At 64.3% G+C, this 17316-nt stretch carries 17 protein-coding genes; 8 read left to right on the forward strand and 9 right to left on the reverse strand.

Annotation, left to right across the window (positions count from 1 at the left end; translation table 11 throughout):
• Window positions 1-123 precede the first annotated feature (123 nt).
• From ispH to LB565_RS16570, 4 genes are read left to right on the forward strand one after another with little or no spacing between them, the layout of a single operon-like run.
• Window positions 124-1128, forward strand: coding sequence for a 4-hydroxy-3-methylbut-2-enyl diphosphate reductase (ispH, locus tag LB565_RS16555; RefSeq protein WP_224585770.1), 1005 nt, complete (start codon window positions 124-126; stop codon window positions 1126-1128).
• 6 nt (window positions 1129-1134) lie between these two features.
• Entirely contained in the window at window positions 1135-2097 is a 963-nt protein-coding gene (locus LB565_RS16560) for a homoserine kinase (RefSeq protein ID WP_224585771.1), read from the forward strand.
• Window positions 2094-2624, forward strand: a complete 531-nt coding sequence (rnhA, locus tag LB565_RS16565) for a ribonuclease HI (protein ID WP_224585772.1) — start codon at window positions 2094-2096, stop codon at window positions 2622-2624. Before LB565_RS16560 ends, rnhA begins: the two co-directional genes overlap by 4 nt.
• A 40-nt stretch (window positions 2625-2664) precedes the next feature.
• Window positions 2665-3255 (forward strand): histidine phosphatase family protein, encoded by a 591-nt coding sequence (locus LB565_RS16570; RefSeq protein ID WP_224585773.1) that lies wholly within the window; start codon window positions 2665-2667, stop codon window positions 3253-3255.
• Window positions 3256-3258: 3 nt separating this feature from the next.
• Here LB565_RS16570 and LB565_RS16575 read toward each other — a convergent pair whose 3' ends face one another.
• The 3 genes from LB565_RS16575 to LB565_RS16585 form a co-directional block, all read right to left on the reverse strand.
• Complete coding sequence (locus LB565_RS16575; RefSeq protein WP_224585775.1) at window positions 3259-3735, reverse strand: DUF2938 domain-containing protein; 477 nt, start codon at window positions 3733-3735, stop codon at window positions 3259-3261.
• Window positions 3735-4217 carry a peroxiredoxin gene (locus LB565_RS16580; protein ID WP_224585777.1) on the reverse strand — a complete coding sequence of 161 codons (483 nt, stop codon included), beginning with the start codon at window positions 4215-4217 and terminating at the stop codon, window positions 3735-3737. The genes LB565_RS16575 and LB565_RS16580 overlap by 1 nt, the downstream gene beginning before the upstream one ends.
• Before the next feature lie 83 nt (window positions 4218-4300).
• Window positions 4301-5107: a protein-disulfide reductase DsbD domain-containing protein gene (locus tag LB565_RS16585; protein ID WP_318012165.1), complete on the reverse strand. Its 807-nt coding sequence runs from the start codon at window positions 5105-5107 to the stop codon at window positions 4301-4303.
• 126 nt (window positions 5108-5233) lie between these two features.
• Here LB565_RS16585 and LB565_RS16590 point away from each other — a divergent pair, with 126 nt between their 5' ends.
• Window positions 5234-5842, forward strand: coding sequence for a YqgE/AlgH family protein (locus LB565_RS16590; protein WP_224585890.1), 609 nt, complete (start codon window positions 5234-5236; stop codon window positions 5840-5842).
• 163 nt (window positions 5843-6005) lie between these two features.
• Here LB565_RS16590 and LB565_RS16595 read toward each other — a convergent pair whose 3' ends face one another.
• From LB565_RS16595 to thrC, 4 genes are read right to left on the reverse strand one after another with little or no spacing between them, the layout of a single operon-like run.
• Window positions 6006-8852 carry an EAL domain-containing protein gene (locus LB565_RS16595; RefSeq protein WP_263488513.1) on the reverse strand — a complete coding sequence of 949 codons (2847 nt, stop codon included), beginning with the start codon at window positions 8850-8852 and terminating at the stop codon, window positions 6006-6008.
• 44 nt (window positions 8853-8896) lie between these two features.
• Window positions 8897-9493 carry a GNAT family N-acetyltransferase gene (locus LB565_RS16600; RefSeq protein WP_224585783.1) on the reverse strand — a complete coding sequence of 199 codons (597 nt, stop codon included), beginning with the start codon at window positions 9491-9493 and terminating at the stop codon, window positions 8897-8899.
• A 15-nt stretch (window positions 9494-9508) separates the two neighbouring features.
• Window positions 9509-10801, reverse strand: a complete 1293-nt coding sequence (locus LB565_RS16605) for a M16 family metallopeptidase (RefSeq protein WP_224585784.1) — start codon at window positions 10799-10801, stop codon at window positions 9509-9511.
• Window positions 10802-10815: 14 nt separating this feature from the next.
• The gene (gene thrC, locus LB565_RS16610; protein ID WP_224585892.1) at window positions 10816-12213 is read right to left on the reverse strand and encodes a threonine synthase; all 1398 of its coding nucleotides are present in this window, start codon (window positions 12211-12213) and stop codon (window positions 10816-10818) included.
• A gap of 127 nt (window positions 12214-12340) precedes the next feature.
• Here thrC and LB565_RS16615 point away from each other — a divergent pair, with 127 nt between their 5' ends.
• Window positions 12341-13084, forward strand: coding sequence for a hypothetical protein (locus LB565_RS16615; protein ID WP_224585786.1), 744 nt, complete (start codon window positions 12341-12343; stop codon window positions 13082-13084).
• Between the two features lie 60 nt (window positions 13085-13144).
• Here the strand turns inward: LB565_RS16615 and LB565_RS16620 are convergent, their stop codons facing one another.
• Window positions 13145-14707, reverse strand: a complete 1563-nt coding sequence (locus LB565_RS16620) for a winged helix-turn-helix domain-containing tetratricopeptide repeat protein (RefSeq protein ID WP_224585788.1) — start codon at window positions 14705-14707, stop codon at window positions 13145-13147.
• Between the two features lie 109 nt (window positions 14708-14816).
• On the opposite strand from LB565_RS16620, the gene LB565_RS16625 reads away from it, so the two are divergent.
• Complete coding sequence (locus tag LB565_RS16625; protein ID WP_224585790.1) at window positions 14817-15278, forward strand: cupin domain-containing protein; 462 nt, start codon at window positions 14817-14819, stop codon at window positions 15276-15278.
• 17 nt (window positions 15279-15295) lie between these two features.
• Here LB565_RS16625 and LB565_RS16630 read toward each other — a convergent pair whose 3' ends face one another.
• Entirely contained in the window at window positions 15296-15985 is a 690-nt protein-coding gene (locus tag LB565_RS16630; protein ID WP_224585792.1) for an HAD family hydrolase, read from the reverse strand.
• Between the two features lie 175 nt (window positions 15986-16160).
• Here LB565_RS16630 and LB565_RS16635 point away from each other — a divergent pair, with 175 nt between their 5' ends.
• Window positions 16161-17294 (forward strand): site-specific DNA-methyltransferase, encoded by a 1134-nt coding sequence (locus tag LB565_RS16635; RefSeq protein WP_224585793.1) that lies wholly within the window; start codon window positions 16161-16163, stop codon window positions 17292-17294.
• The last annotated feature ends 22 nt before the right edge of the window (window positions 17295-17316 follow it).

Here is a 17316-nt window from a genome sequence, read left to right on the forward strand (position 1 = left end):
ACAGGGCAGGGGTGCACGTCTCATTTCGCCTACATCAACGAGATAGAGCATGATGTGGTCCGAAAACCGCTACACACTTTTCGGCATCATGCTCTTGATTCCGACTGAACCGGCTTCGCATTCATGATCGAGAAAAAACCACCGCTGACGATCAGGCTCTGCCAGCCACGCGGCTTCTGCGCCGGCGTCGACCGCGCCATCCAGATCGTCGTGCTGGCGCTGAAGAAATACGGCGCGCCGGTCTATGTTCGCCACGAGATCGTGCACAACCGCTACGTCGTCGAAGGGCTGCAGAGCCTCGGCGCCGTCTTCATCGAGGAACTGTCCGAGATTCCGCCGGAGCATCGCCAGTCGCCCGTGGTCTTTTCCGCGCATGGCGTGCCGAAATCGGTGCCGGCGGATGCCGAGGCGCGCAATCTCTTCTACCTCGACGCCACATGCCCGCTCGTCTCGAAGGTGCACAAGCAGGCGATGCGCCACCAGCGGCTTGGCCGCCATGTGCTCCTGATCGGCCACGCCGGGCACCCGGAGGTGATCGGCACGATGGGCCAATTGCCGGAAGGCGCTGTGACGCTGATCGAGACCGAGGCCGATGCGGCGCGCTTCGTGCCCGTCGACGCTTCGGCATTGGGCTTCGTCACCCAGACGACCTTATCGGTCGAGGACACCGCCGGCATTATCCGGGCGCTCCAGGAGAGGTTTCCCGAACTGCATGCGGCCGCGGCCGAATCGATCTGCTACGCCACCACCAACCGCCAGGAAGCGGTGAAGGAAACGGCGGCGGGGGCTGATCTTTTCCTTATCGTCGGCGCTCCCAATTCGTCCAATTCGCGCCGCCTTGTCGAAGTGGCGGAGCGTGCGGGTGCCACGATGTCGCTTCTCGTGCAGCGCGCCGCCGAAATTCCGTGGGATGAGATCGCCGGGATCAGGGCGCTCGGCCTGTCGGCCGGCGCATCGGCGCCGGAGATCATCGTCGATGAGATCATCGACGCGTTCCGGCAGCGCTTCGACGTCACCATCGATCTGGCCATCACGGCCACGGAAACGGAGGATTTTCCGGTGATGCGGGTGCTGCGCGATGTCGAACTGACGGCGGCCGACATGGCCTTCGTCAATGGAGCGGCGTGAAACCGGATGGCCGTCTACACCGACGTCAACGAAGGCGAGCTGACCGCATTCCTCAAGGCCTATCCGGTGGGCGAGCTGCTCTCCTATAAGGGCATAGCAGAAGGTACCGAGAATTCCAATTTCCTGGTCCATGCCTCGACCGGCTCCTACATCCTGACGCTCTACGAGAAGCGCGTCGACAAGGCCGACCTGCCGTTCTTTCTCGGCCTGATGGGCCATCTCGCCAGGAAGGGCATTTCCTGCCCGTTGCCGGTGACCGCGCATGACGGCACCGTCATCGGCACGCTCGCCGGCCGGCCTGCGGTCATCATCACCTTTCTCGAAGGCCTGTCGCTCAGGCGGCCGACCGCCGCGCATTGTGGCGAGGTCGGCAAGGCGCTCGCCGGCCTGCATCTTGCCGGCCAGGATTTTCAGATGCGAAGGCCGAACGCGCTGGCCATCGACGGCTGGCGCAAGCTCTGGGCGGCCTCGCGCGAGCGCGCCGACGAGGTCGAGCCCGGCTTGGCGGCCGAGGTCGATGCCGATTTCGCCGATTTCGAGCGCAACTGGCCCACCGGCCTGCCGAAGGGCATCATTCATGCCGATCTCTTCCCGGACAATGTCTTCTTCCTCGGCGAGAAACTGTCGGGGCTGATCGACTTCTATTTCGCCTGCGACGATCTCTACGCCTATGATGTCGCCACCTGCCTCAACGCCTGGTGCTTCGAGAAGTATTTTTCCTTCAACCTGACCAAGGGGACAGCGCTGCTGGCCGGCTACCAGTCGGTGCGGCCGCTCTCGGGTGACGAGAAAGCGGCGCTGCCGATCCTGGCGCGCGGCTCGGCGCTGCGCTTCATGCTGACCCGCCTCTATGATTGGCTGACCATTCCGGATGGCGGGCTGGTGATGAAGCGCGATCCGACCGAATATATCCGCCGCATGCGCTTCCATCGCGCCATCAAGTCGCCATCCGAATACGGGCTGACATGAACAAACAGATCGAGATCTTCACCGACGGCGCCTGCTCGGGCAATCCCGGGCCCGGCGGCTGGGGCGCGGTGCTGCGCTACAACGGCGTCACCAGGGAGCTGTCCGGCGGCGAGGCCGAGACCACCAACAACCGCATGGAGCTGCTCGCCGCCATCACGGCGCTCAACGCGCTGAAGGAGCCTTGCGCGGTCGATCTCTACACCGACAGCAAATACGTCATGGACGGCATCTCCAAATGGATCCATGGCTGGAAGAAGAACGGCTGGAAGACAGGCGACAGAAAGCCGGTCAAGAATGGCGAGCTCTGGCAGGCGCTCGACGAAGCCAACCGGCGCCACAAGGTCACCTGGCATTGGGTGAAAGGCCATGCCGGCCACCCGGAGAACGAGCGCGCCGACGAACTGGCCAGGCAAGGCATGGCGCCGTTCAAGAGAGGCCCGGTGAAGCCTGTCGTGGCGGCACAGCCCGTAGCGCAACCGAAGCGGCCGGCGGTTGCAAAGGCGCGACGCTCGACCCAGAGCTATTAGGCCTGCCGGCAGATCGGCCGACGGCGGGAGGACGTCAACCGTGCCCTTAGCCTATTACATCACCCATCCCCAGGTTCGCATCGACGCCAACGTGCCCGTGCCGGAATGGGGCCTGTCCGACGTCGGCCGGGCGAGGGCCGTTGCGATGCTCGATCAGCCCTGGGTTGGCTCGATCCGGCGCGTGGTGTCGTCGGGCGAACGCAAGGCCGTTGAAACCGCGAAAATTCTGGCGGACCATCTTCATCTTACGGTCGAGATAAGGGAGCGGATGCATGAGAACGACCGCTCGGCGACCGGCTTCCTGCCGCCGCCGGAATTCGAAGCGGTTGCCGACGAGTTCTTCGCCAGGCCGCATGTCAGCATTCGGGGGTGGGAGCGCGCGATCGACGCTCAGCGTCGTATTGCGAGCGAGGTCGATGCAGTGCTCGCCGCCGATGCTGGAAACGTCGCTTTCGTTGGCCATGGCGGCGTGGGCACGCTTTTGCTGCTTCTGCTCGATGGCCGCGAAATCAGTCGTGTCGCGGATCAGCCGGCGGGCGGCGGCAACTACTTCGCCTATGACATTGAGGCTCGCCGCACCCTGCACGGCTGGCGCCCCATCGACGAACTGACGCCGCATGACGGCATTTGATCGTCAGCGGATCAGCAGCGCCGTCGAGAACATGCCGAGAGCGAACACCGTGTGCGCCACGAGATTGAGCGCGCGCACCTTCGTCGGGTTGGGGAGCTTGGATGCCGCCCAGCCTGCGCCCATGCCAGGCGCCAGAAGGAACCAGCCCGCCCCGACCGTGACGATGCCGAGGATGAAGGCCGGCAGGAATGTCGGCGCCGCCAGCCAGCCCGCGCCAGCGAGCACCACCAGGATCGCCCCGTAAAGGATGCCGACGAGGTAGTGGAACGCCCAGCCGAGCGCCTTTTCATGCGCATAGGGCGCCGCCTTGCCGATATCGTGGTGAAAGACCCTCTCCGGCAGATGCCGGACCCAGCGTCCAACCATCCCCCAGTTGGGCAATGGCTGGCCGATTATCTTATTGAGGATGATCGCCCAGATATCCATGAACACCGTGGCGCCGATGCCGATCGCCACCGCGCGCCAGACGGTGTCAAACATCAGAGCTGCTCGAGGATTTTCGCCGCGCCGGACTCGTCGACGCCAGGCTTGGTCTCGACATTGAGCGCCACGACCTTGCCGTCCTCGACGATCATCGAAAAGCGCTTCGAGCGCAGGCCCATACCGGCGGCGGAAAGATCGTTGTCGAGCCCTACCGATTTGGCGAAATCGCCGCTGCCGTCGGCGAGATAGAGGATCTTGCCTTCGCCGCCGGTGAACCGCGCCCAGGCGCCCATGACATGCACGTCGTTGACCGAGACGACGGCGATCGTGTCGACGCCGCGCGAAAGAATGGCGTCATGGTTCTCCAGATAGCCCGGCAGGTGGTTGTTGCTGCAGGTCGGCGTGAAGGCGCCGGGAACGCCGAACAGCACCACCTTCTTGCCGGCGAAGATCTCATCGCCGGTGATCGGCTTGGCGCCGTCGGTCGTCATCACCTTGAAGCTCGATGCGGGCAGTCTTTCGCCAACCGAAATGGTCATGGGTTCCTCGCTTGGATATCGGGAAGATCGATGCCTTCGATATCGGACTGCGCGGGCTCCGGCAACCTCTTCACAACCCTGGATCAAGGGAAAGGCAGCAACCCGTCGACCGAACCCTCGGCGCTGGTCAGCGTGTAATACAGCCCGCCATCGGTCGGCGTCGCCGACGGTCGGTCGAGGATCGGCACGGTGAAGACGAGTTTGCCGTCCTTCTGGCTGCGCACCGGCGCGCCGAACATGTAGTCGCGCTCGCCGGCGATGAAGAAGTCGACGGATTGCGGATCGCCGGCCGACTGCGCCTCGACGACAAGGGTTTCGTGATCGCCGGGCAGCACGCTGACGCCGAAATCGGACCGGGCCGGAGAGGGCAGCGTCGCAAGCGCGGTTTTCACCAGTGCGGCATCGGTTGCGTTATCCGGATCGGAGCCGGGGTCGACGCTGAGCCGGGTCTGCACCGGAATGCAGATCGTCTCGCAGATGCCGACGAAGACATGGGCGTCGATGGTCGCCGGTTGGCCAGGCGAAGACACCGTAAAGGTCACCGGCAGCGACACCGGACGATCGTAGCCTGCCCATTTGCCGTAGCCGTCGTCATGCCGCTGCGGCGGCGGGAACGACAATTGCGCGTCGGCGATGTTGGTGCTGCCGGATATGTCGAGCTGCGGCGGCACGCCGGCATCGCCCGGATCGCGCCAATAGGTCTTCCAGCCGGGCTTCAACGCGATATCGAGCACGCCGTGGATCTTGCCGGCCTCGTCGGGCTTACCGGTGGTCACCAGCCGAACCTTGCCGCCTTCACTGTTGTACCAGTTCGAGGAGGAGGCCTCGGCCGGGAGGCTTGCAGCCCACCCGAAAACCACGCCGAGAACCAGTATTTTCATATATCGCATAGCGGTGATTTGACCGTCCGTTCTTGGCCGCGCAATGACTTCGTCACCTTCCCGGTATCATATTTGCGTGACATCGGGGACCGGCACCATCTTTTCGGCGCTGCCGAAACGCGTTACGCTCAAGCCATGGACTTGCTGCGCCACAAGAAGGCGGCCGCCGGCCGCGGCTTCCTCGACGATCAGTTCCTGATTGCCATGCCAGGCATGAAGGACGACCGTTTCGCGCGCTCCGTCATCTACGTCTGCGCCCATAGCGACGAGGGCGCGATGGGCCTGATCATCAACCAGACGCAGCAGATGCTGTTTCCGGACCTGCTCGTGCAGCTCGGCATCATGGACGAGCAGGAAGTGATCCGCCTGCCGGCGCACACGCGCGATTTCGTCGTGCGCAATGGCGGGCCGGTCGACCGCAGCCGCGGCTTCGTGCTGCATTCCGGCGACTATCGCGTGGAATCCTCGCTCAACGTCTCCGACGATATCTGCCTGACGGCAACCGTCGACATATTGCGCGCCATCTCCACGGGGCGCGGCCCGCGCCATGCGCTGATGGCGCTCGGCTATTCCGGCTGGGCCGCCGGCCAGCTCGAAACGGAGATCGCCGAGAATGGCTGGCTCACCTGTCCGGCGACGCCCGAGCTTCTCTTCGACACCGACATCGAGCGCAAATACGACCGCATCCTCGCCTCGATCGGCATCGACCTTGCCCATCTGAGCGCCGCCGCCGGGCATGCCTAGCCTACCCTACCGAGCAGACGCAGAGGCCGTTTCGAAACTCGCTCATGCGAGTCATATGGTGGTGATTTCGAGAATCGGAGCGGAGCGTGCTTAACGCACGTGGGCACCGGAAGCGCAGAAAGCGCCGCCAGACGGCCGCAGGAGCAGAGTTTCCAAACGGCCTCTAAGCCTGGGTCAGCGGATACTGCTCCCTCAGCGTCTTCAGCACCTGATCGCCGGGCATCGGCGCGCCGAACATGAAGCTCTGGACATATTCGCAGCCCATCTGGCGCAGCTCCAGCGCATCGCTCTCGTCGGAGATGCCTTCCGCCACGACCGAAAGCCCGAGCTCATGCGCCATGTTGACCATGGATTTGAGCAGCACGGCGCGCTTCGGCGTTGCGTCGTCGACGAAGCTCTTGTCGATCTTGATCGTGTCGAATGGGAAGCGCGTCAGATAGGAGAGCGAGGAATAGCCGGTGCCGAAATCGTCGAGCGACAGTCCGATGCCGAGCTGCTTCAGCTTGGTCAGAACATGTGCGGTCTGCTCGGGATTGTCCATCACCAGGGATTCGGTGAGCTCGAGCCGGAAGCAGCGCGGTTTCAGATTGGCGCGCGCGATGACCGAGCGGACGTCGCTGACCAGATCGCGGCGGATGAGCTGGCGGCTGGACAGGTTGACCGAGACCGAGAGCGGCGCGTCGCCGATCTGCTTTTGCCAGCTCGCCAGGTCCTCGGCCGCCTGCTGCATGGCGAACAGGCCGAGCTGCACGATCAGCCCGCAGTTCTCGGCGACCGGGATGAAGTCCCCCGGCGGGATCATGCCGCGGCGCGGATGGTCCCATCTCAGCAGCGCCTCGAAGCCGGCGACGCTGCCGTCCTCCAGCCGCACGATCGGCTGGTAGGCAAGCGTGAACTCGCGCCGCTCGATGGCGCGGCGAAGGTCGGATTCGAACTGCAGCCGGTCGGTGCCGACGGTGCGGAAGGCCGGCCGGAACGGCTCGATCCGGTCGCCGCCGAAGCGCTTGGCCTGGTGCATGGCAAGCTCGGCGTCCTTGACCATGTCCTCGGCCGAAGTCTGTGCCGTCGTCCAGGTGATCAGGCCGATCGAAGCGGTCAGCACGATCTCGCGCTTGGCGAAGGTGATCGGATTGTTAATCGCATGCTTGATGGCATCGGCGATCGCCGCGATGCGGGCCGGGTCCTGCTCCGAAAGCAGCATCAGCGCGAACTGGTCGCCGGCAAAGCGCGACAGCGAATCCTTCGGCTTGAGCAGCCGGTGCAGCCGGCGCGCGACAGTGAGCAGAATGGTGTCGCCGGCGGAAATGCCCAGACCGTCATTGACCTGCTTGAAGCGATCGATATCGATGATGAAGACCGTCGGGCGCACCTTCTCCTCGGTGCGGGCGATCGAGATGATCGCCTCCAGCCGGTTCATGAACAATTCGCGGTTCGGCAGGCCAGTCAGGTTGTCGTGCACGGCATCGTGCAGCAGCCTTTCCTCGGATTTCTTCTGTTCGGTAACGTCGACCATGGTGCCGACGCAGCGGATCACCTCGCCGTCGGAGCCGATAACCGGGCGGGCGCGCAGCGAGAACCAGTGGTAGTGGCCGTCGGCGCCGCGCAGGCGGAAATTCTGCGCCACCTTGCCGCGGCGATGCTCCAGCACCACGTCGAGCGTGGTGCGGAACGTGTCGCGGTCGTCGGCATGCAGCACCGGCAGCCAGTTGCGGGCCGCACCCCCAAGGCTGTTCGGCGCTAGGCCGAGCTGCAGGCTGATGTCCGGCTTCGTCACAACGCGGTCGCGCAGCACGTCCCAGTCCCAGACGATGTCGCCGGAGCCGGCGACGGCCAGCGCCTGCCGCTCGAGGTCGGAGAACAGGCCCTGGTGCAGCGCGCCGCCGGCAAAGGCGTGCTGCATGACGGTGAAGCCGATCAAGAGGATGATCAGGATCAGCCCGCCGCCCAGCGCCGGCTGGGCGATGTCGTTGTCCAGCATGCCGGTGATCGCCATCCACGACCCGCATAGCCATAGGAGCACCATCACCCAGCTCGGCACCAGCATGATGGCGCGGTCATAGCCGCGGATGCCGAGGAAGATGATGAGGCCGAGACCGGTGAGCGCGGTGGCGGCAAAGGAGAGGCGAGCGATGCCGGCGGCGACCGCCGGATCGACGATGGCGACGCCCGCGATCAGAAGCAGGCCCAGGATCCAGACCAGCGCGCCATAGCTGAAATGGCCGTGCCATCGGTTGAGGTTGAGATAGGCGAATAGGAACACCACGAAGGTTGCGGCCAGCGCCACCTCCGTGCCGGCCCGCCACATCTGCTCGTTGCCGGGCGATATCTCGATGATCTTGTTGAGGAAGCCGAAGTCGACGCAGATATAGGCCAGCACCGCCCAGGCGAGCGCCGCGGTGGCCGGGAACATCGAGGTTCCCTTGACCACGAACAGGATGGTCAGGAACAGCGCCAGAAGGCCTGAGATGCCGATGACGATGCCGCGGAACAGCGTGTAGGAATTGACCGAGTCCTTGTAGGAATCCGGTTCCCAGAGATAGACCTGCGGCAGCTTCGGCGAGGCGAGCTCCGCGATGAATGTCACCACCGTTCCGGGATTCAGCGTCACCCGGAACACGTCGGCGTCCGGGCTTGTCTGGCGGTCGAGCGCGAAGCCTTCGCTGGGCGTGATCGCGGCGATGCGCGTGGAGCCGAGGTCGGGCCAGAAGAGACCGGAATTCACCAGGCGGAAATGCGGCGCGACGATCAGCCGGTCGAGCTGCTGGTCGGTGGAGTTGGCGAGCGCGAAGACAGCCCAGTCGCCGCTCGAGCGCGCGTCATTGGCCTCTACCTCGATGCGCCGCACGATGCCGTCGGGCCCGGGCGCGGTCGAGACCTGGAAATTCTCGCCCTGGTTCCGGTAGATCTCCACCGCGCCGGAGAGGTCCAGCGCCTTGTCGTCGCGCGCGATCTTGATCGGCTCGACGGCGAAAGCCGGCATGGCCGAAAAAAGCGTGACGACGACCGTCATGATGAGGGCGAACAGCGACGCTAATCGCGGAGAATTCGTCACAATCAGCCCTTCGTTCCTTCGCCCGGCGGATCGTCCGCGATCCGGGCGTAGAGGTAGTGATCCTGCCAGATGCCGTTGATCCTGAGATAGGATCGCAGAAGTCCTTCGCGCCGGAATCCGGCTTTTTCAAGCACGCGGATCGACCGGGCGTTTTCGGGAATACAGGCAGCTTCGATCCGGTGCAACCTGAGCGTATCGAAGGCGAAGCGCGACACCAGCTTGACCGCCTCGGTCATCAGACCGCGGCCGCCGAAGCGTTCGCCGATCCAGTAGCCGATATGGCCGCTCTGCGCGACGCCATGGCGGATGTTGCCGAGCGTGATGCCGCCGGCAAGCTTGCCGCTCGATTTTTCGAAGATGAAGAAGGCGATGGCCGTGCCTTGCGCGTAATCCTCGCGGTAGCGGCTGATGCGCAGTCGCCAGGCGGTGCGGTCAAGCTCGTCCGGCTGCCAGCGCGGCTCCCACGGCTCCAGGAAAGCACGGCTTTCGCCCCGTAGCGTCGACCATTCGCGATAGTCGTTGGTCAAGGGCACGCGCAGCGTGACCTTGTCGCCCTTCAATGCCGGCAGGTCGCGGCGAAAGAAAGGAAGCGCGAACACGGTTTTGGTCGAAGATCAGACGGCGAGCCGGCGGGCCGTCGTCTGCGGGCCCGCAAGCGATTCGAGGATCGCCTCGTAAGGCGCAAGCGTGCCCACAGGGCCGACCGCGGTGAGCGTGGGCTTGGTCGAAAACAGCCGCGAGGAGAGGTCGGTCAGCCGCTCGACGGTCAGCGCCGAAAGCCGCTCCATCAATTCCTCCTTGGCGATCGGCCGCCCGAACAGAAGCAGCTGCCTTGCGATCTGCGAGGCGCGGCTGGCTGGGCTCTCGGCCGACATGATGAGGCCGGCGCGATATTGCGCGCGCGCCCGGTCGAGCTCGTCCTGCTGGATGCTCTCGCCGGCCTTCTGCAATTCGTCAATGATCACCGGCACCAGCTTGGCGATGTCGCTCTGCCCGGTCGCGGCATGCACGCCGAAAATGCCGGTGTCGGAAAATCCCCAGTGGAAGGCATAGACCGAGTAGCAGAGGCCGCGCTTCTCGCGCACCTCCTGGAACAGCCGCGACGACATGCCGCCGCCCAGGATCATCGAAAGCACCTGCGAGGCGTAGAAATCGCGCACATGATAGGCGCGGCCCTCGAAGCCCAGCACGATCTGCGCATCCATCAGGTCGCGGTCCTCGCGAAAGTCGCCGCCGACATATTGCGCATATTGCGGGATGTTGCCCGCTGCCTTGGAACGAAAGCCGCCGAGCTGTTTTTCCACCTCGCGCACGAAATTGTCATGCTTGACGTCGCCGGCGGCCACGATGACCATCCGCTCTGCGTCATATTGCCGTTCGATGAAGTTGTGCAGCTGCTTGGAGGTGAAGGATTTGACCGTCTCCGGCGTGCCCAGGATCGAGCGGCCGATGGTCTGATGGCGGAAGGCCGTTTCGGTGAAGCGGTCGAAGACGATGTCGTCGGGCGTGTCGTGGGCGGCGCCGATCTCCTGCAGGATCACATGCTGCTCCCGTTCGAGCTCGTCGGGATCGAATTCGGACTCCTGCAGGATGTCGGCCAGGATATCTACCGCCAGCGGCACGTCGTCGGAAAGCACCCTGGCATAGTATGAGGTCGTCTCGACGCTGGTGGCGGCGTTGATCTCACCACCGACATTCTCGATTTCCGAGGCGATCTCGAAGGCGCTGCGGCGCTTGGTGCCCTTGAACGCCATGTGCTCGAGCAGATGGGCCATGCCATGCTCGTCGTCCCGCTCATTGCGGGCGCCTGACTTGACCCAGGCCCCTAGGGCAACCGATTCGATGCTTGGAAGGGTTTCGGTGGCGACTGTCAGGCCGTTCGACAGACGGCTTACCTCAACACCCATATGGCAAGTACTCCCTAACGCGCCGCCCGCGAGTGGCGGCTCACGTAATCTTCCACCATTTTCAAGTCGGATGGAAGTATCGTGTATTTTTCGTCGGCTGTCATCAAGCCGCCTAGCCATGCGGGCAGGGCAGGGCCGATGCCGCTCGCAGCCTCCACCGCCGCCGGGAATTTCGCCGGATGCGCGGTGCCGAGCACCACCATGGGCACCGGACCGGAGGCATGGGCGGCCGCGACATGAACGGCCGCCGCCGTATGCGGATCGAGCAGGTAGTTGCTTTTCTCCAGCATCGTGCGGATGGTGGCGGCGACCTCGTCGACGGTAGCGCGACCGGCGTCGAACTCGGCGCGGATGCGCTTGAGCTCGCCTTGCTCGATGGTGAAGGCGCCCGATTGCCTCAGCCCGTTCATGTACCGCCTGACCGTCTCGGGGCTGCGGTCCGCAGCCTCGAACAGCAGCCGCTCGAAATTCGACGACACCTGGATGTCCATCGACGGCGAGGTCGTGGCGAAAACGCCCCTGGTTCGGTATTCGCCGCTCGCCAGCGTGCGCGCCAGGATGTCGTTGTCGTTGGTGGCGATGATCAGCCGCTCGATCGGCAGCCCCATGCGCTTGGCGGCGTAGCCGGCGAAAATATCGCCGAAATTGCCGGTGGGCACGGTGAAGGAGACTGGACGGTCGGGCGCGCCGAGCGACAACGCCGACGAGAAATAATAGACGATCTGGGCCATGATGCGGGCCCAGTTGATCGAATTGACGCCCGAAAGCGATACCCGGTCGCGAAAGCCGTGGTCGTTGAACATGTCCTTCACCAGGCCTTGGCAGTCGTCGAAATTGCCCTCGACCGACAGCGCATGGACGTTGGCGGCGCTCGACGTCGTCATCTGGCGCTGCTGCACCGGCGAAACCTTGCCGTGCGGGAAAAGGATGAAGATGTCGGTGCGGTCGCGGCCGGCGAAGGCGTCGATCGCAGCACCCCCGGTGTCGCCCGAGGTCGCGCCGACGATGGTGGCGCGCTGGCCGCGTTCGGCAAGCACGTGGTCCATCAGCCGCGCCAGCAACTGCATGGCCACATCCTTGAAGGCCAGCGTCGGGCCGTGGAACAGCTCGAGGATGAAGGTGTTTTTCCCGGTCTGCACCAGCGGGCAGACAGCCTCATGCCGGAAAGTCGCATAGGCTTCCCGCACCAGCCGCTCGAACACGGGCGCCGCGATCTCGCCGCCGAGGAATGGCGTCAAGACGCGAATGGCAAGGTCGGGATAGGCAAGCCCGCGCATGGCGCGGATGTCGGCGGCCGAAAACTGCGGCCATTCGCGCGGCACGTAAAGCCCGCCGTCGCGCGCGAGGCCGGCCAGCACCGCGTCCGAAAATCCAAGCGCGGGCGCATCCCCGCGGGTACTCACATATTGCATCGTCAAAGGCCCATTGCTGCCGGTCGCGTCATCCACGGCAATTGTTAATTTTCCGAGCCGGCTCAGTCGCATTTTTGCCGCGCGGTTGCTATACGTCACCGGCTTTGTGAGAGGGAAGTGCAGTTTCATGGCGTTTTATTCGGTCAACCGTCGATTTGTCGCGGGTCTGGCGCTTACCGGCTTTATGCTTGCCGCCGCCGGCTGCCAATCGGGCGACAATGGCATTCTTAACTTTGGTTTGACCAAGAAGGATCCGACCGCGCCGCCGCCGCCGCAGGATCCCAAGATACTCGCCAGCCAGCTGCGCGCCTATTGCCCGAAAGTGACGCTGCGCGACGGCACCGCCTATTTCAACACCTATGCCAAGGGCGCAACGGCGAAGCCCAAGAAAAAGAAGCTTGACCCCGCGGCGCAAGCCGAGGCCGAGGCAGCAGCCGCGGCCGCCCAGACCGGCCCCAATGGCCAGCCCATCGATCCCGCTCACGATCCGTCCAAGATCATCTACCAGGCCTCGATCACCGATGTGACGCGTGATTGCACCCATGCCAATGGTCAGATGTCGATGAAGATAGCCGTCGCCGGCAAGGTCGTGCCGGGGCCAATGTTCGCGCCCGGCACCATCACCATGCCGATCCGCATCGCGGTTCAGCACGGCGACGAGGTGCTTTATTCGCAGCTGCATCCTTACCAGGTGCAGGTTACCGACCCGTCAGCCGCTACCCAGTTCGTCTTCGTCGACAACAACGTCGTGGTGCCGGAGCCGACCGCGCGCGACTACCAGGCCTATGCCGGCTATGACGAGAACACGCCGGCCGCGGCGGCGGACAAGTCGAAAGGCAAGCGGAAGAAGCGCGCGCCGGCGACGAACTGAGCGAGGGCAGGAAACAACAACGGCGTCTCGCTGGCCAACGAGACACGCGCTGTTCGTCATCTACTCAGGTAATCCGGCTGCCCGTAATGCGCTGCCAAGAGCCTGCGCGAGCGCAGGCGCGCAATTCACGCCTGCAAACTGGCGGCTGTAGCGAAAGCCGGGCTGAAGCTCGATCACGCGGGCGGCCGCCGCCCTCGCTTCGTCCAATCGGCCAAGCTTGGCCAGCGCTGCGGCCAATTGCACATAGGTGATACTGTGCGCCGGATTGGCTTGGACGGACTTGTAGGCAGCACGGCAAGCCTCTTCGTAATGGCCGCGCAGCAAATGGCTCATCGCCTGCGCGTCAAATGCGGCCCAGGCCCATGAATCGAACGGGCTCAGCCGCATGCCCTGCTCGCTCCACTCTATCGCGCGCTCCGCTTCACCGCTCCATCCGAGCATGACGCTGCCGAGGATGTAGGTCAGCGCCGACGACGGGCTGATGGCAAGCGCGGCTTCCAATGCCGCGAACGCACCGGCGCGATCATGCGCATCCATTCCGATGGAAAAGCCCGCCCATGTGAGGGCGAGCGCATCATCCTGCCCGTGGACGATGGCCGACCGCGCGTGGCGGATCGAAGACGCACGGTTGATCTCCTGCAGGCCGGCGCGAAGGAACAGGCAATGATGGCACATCGCGGCATTGCCATGCGCCAGCGCATAGGCTGGTTCGAGCGCGAGCGCCCGCTCGAGCAGCACCAGCGCCCTGGTCACCTGCTCCGGCATGCCTGAATCCACGTCAGGCTGGGCCTGCAGCACGAGATCGTAGGCATCGAGACTGTCGGGGCGCTTGCGCCTGACTCGTTCGATTTCGGCTTTCCGCACGCTTGGCGCGATCGCTCCTACTGCTGCGAGTGCGATCTCGTCTTGGAGCGCGAAGATGTCTTCGGAGTTGCGATCGTAGCGCTCGGCCCAGACATGAGCGCCGGTCGAAGCATCGATCATCTGCGCGGCGACACGCACGTTGCCGCCGGCCTTGCGCACGCTGCCTTCGAGGACATAGCGAACGCCAAGCTCGCGGCCGACCTGCTTCACGTCGACGGCACGACCCTTGTAGCTGAAGGTCGAGTTTCGCGCGATGACGAACAGCCACTTGATGCGCGCCAGGCCTGTGATGATGTCGTCGACCATCCCATCGGCAAAATACTCCTGTTGCGGGTCGCCGCTCAAATTCGAGAAGGGCAGGACCGCGATCGAGGGCTTCTCAGGCAAGCTCGGCGCCGACGCGGCGCGGGTGGCGGCCGAGGTGTCGGGAACATTGGTGGCGACGGCTGGTCCGACATAGCGGTAGCCGCGGCGCGGCAACGTCTCGATCCAACTCGCGACGTTCGCCGCGTCTGCCAGAGTCCGGCGCAAGGCTGCGATCTGAACCGTCAGATTGTTGTCGGCAACCGCCGATCCGCCCCAGCCGGCATCGATCAGCGCGTCCTTCGACACGGGTTGGCCCGCATTCTGGATCAGCAGCCGCAGCAGCGCCACGGCGCGCCGCCCGAGCATGGTCGGCTCGGCCCCGTAAAAGAGAATGCCCACCTCGGGATCGAGGCGGAACGGGCCGAACTGGTAGGCGTCGCCCCTAGCTGTCATTCGAGTCTTTTAGCAAATTTTTGGCAACGGATTCACGACTTTCCGGCGTCAGCGGCCGATGTTGCGCGAACGCTTGTCGGAAACAAGCGCCCTGTCAGAGGAGGATCATATGAGCGCCGATGCCGTCATCCGCATGCCCGACGAGAAGAAAGGCGTCATGTTGCGTGGCCATCCAATGGCTTTCCTCGTTACCGATCAAAATACCAGGCATACGAGCATGTTCGACTGGACGATCCCGCCGGAGTTCGCCACCGGGCGGCATGTTCACCGGGTGCAGGAGGAGACCTTTTATCTGCTTGAGGGCGAGTGTGAATGGCATGTCGGCGACAGGACGATCCGGGCAACGCCCGGCACCTTTCTGTTCATCCCGCCGGGAATGCCGCACAACATCACGAATATCAGCGAGAAGCCGGCGCGCGTGCTGATGACCGTCTCTCCGCCCGGTCACGAGCATTATTTCGAAGAGCTTGCCGAACTCACGGCGCGGGGCGCGCCGGATCCGAAAGCGCTCGCCGATCTGCGAAACCGCTACGACACCGACCAGCTGTCGACGCTGACGACGCGCTCGTAGCCGGGTCCCTTGGGTGTCTAGGCGTCTTCCGACCACTCCGACAGTGCCGCGATCGTGCCGTTGAGCTCCGCCCAGCGCCGGATGACCGTTTCGGCGCCGGCCTCGGTCAGCGCATCGGCGTGGCCCGGATAGCTGTGCCCTGCGCCGGTGAAGCCAATGACGCGCATGCCGGCCGCCCTGGCGCCGGCAATGCCGTGCACGGAATCCTCGATGACGAAGGTGTTCTTCGGGTTGGCGCCGAGCTTTTCGGCAGCGTAGAGGAACACGTCCGGCGCCGGCTTGGTCTTCCTGCTGGGTATATCCAGCCCTGAAAAGATACGGCCGGCGAAGAACGGCAGCAGCCGCACCTTCTCCAGCATGAATTCGACCCGCTCGGTGCGCGAATTGGAGCAGACGGCGCGTGGCGCGGTGACGGCGGCGACCGCCTCGCGGGCGCCGTCGATGATGCGTACGTCGCTGCGCAGCTTGCGATCGACGAGTTCCTCGGCGCGGTCGATCAGTGAGGCCTGGAACGGGATCTCCGACTTTTCCTCGACCCGCAGCATGATGTCCTTGAAGGTCAGGCCGGCATAGGTCTCGGCAAGCTCGTCGGCCGATATCTCGAAACCGGCCGACGTCAAAAGCTCGGCCTCGACGCGCGCGGCGATGATCTCGGAATCGACGAGCACGCCGTCGCAATCGAAAATGACAAGATCTGGCTGGGGCATCGCAATCCGCAAACGTTGGGGGAGGGGGCCTAACGGGCTCAAGCGGCGCGGCATACACCAATGGGCCGGCCTTCGCAAACCGTCGAGGGTCAGGCGGCGAGCCTTCACCGAATGTTTACGCCGATCGGTAACCATAACAGCCAGTAAACCGTAACGCGTTCTTTTGGGTGTTTCGATGTCTGCCGTGCGTCTTCTCGACGAGCTTTCCCACGCTCCCCAGCAGTCCGAATGGCTGGACACGATCCTGAAAGGCGATTGCGTCGCCGCCCTCGACCGGCTGCCGGAAAAGTCGATCGACGTCATCTTCGCCGACCCGCCCTACAATCTGCAGCTCGACGGCGACCTGCACCGGCCCGACCAGTCCAAGGTCGACGCCGTCGACGATGACTGGGACCAGTTCGAGAGTTTCGAGGCCTATGACGCCTTCACCCGTGCCTGGCTGCTCGCGGCGCGCCGGGTGCTGAAGCCCAGCGGCACCATCTGGGTCATCGGCTCCTATCACAACATCTTCCGCGTCGGCGCCCGCATGCAGGATCTCGGCTTCTGGATCCTCAACGACATCGTCTGGCGCAAGACCAATCCGATGCCGAATTTCCGCGGCCGCCGCTTCCAGAACGCGCATGAGACGATGATCTGGGCCTCGCGCGACCAGAAGGCCAAGGGTTACACCTTCAATTACGAAGCGCTGAAGGCGTCGAATGACGATCTGCAGATGCGCTCCGACTGGCTGTTCCCGATCTGCACCGGCGGCGAGCGGCTGAAGGACGAGAACGGCAACAAGCTGCATCCGACGCAGAAGCCGGAAGCCTTGCTTGCCCGCATCATGATGGCCTCGACCAAGCCGGGCGACGTCGTGCTCGATCCCTTCTTCGGCTCCGGCACCACCGGCGCCGTCGCCAAACGCCTCGGCCGTCACTTTGTCGGCATCGAGCGCGAGCAGGCCTATATCGACGCCGCCAATGAGCGCATCGCTGCGGTGCGCCCGCTGGAAGGTGCCGATCTCACCGTGCTTTCCGGCAAGCGCGCTGAACCCCGTGTCGCCTTCATCAGCCTGATCGACAATGGCCTCGTGGCGCCGGGCGCCACACTCTACGACGCCAAGAAGCGCTGGGCGGCGAAAGTGCGCGCCGACGGCACGCTGGCCATCGGCGACAGCGCCGGCTCGATCCACAAGATCGGCGCCGAGGTGCAGGGGCTGGATGCCTGCAACGGCTGGACCTTCTGGCACTATGAGCGCAGCGGCGGCTTGACCCCGATCGACGAGCTGCGCCGCATCGCTCGCCTCGGCATGGAGCGGGCAGGCGGCTGATTCAACACTTGAACGGATTGCT

The organism is Mesorhizobium sp. CA14 (assembly GCF_020165195.1).
GTDB lineage: Bacteria > Pseudomonadota > Alphaproteobacteria > Rhizobiales > Rhizobiaceae > Mesorhizobium.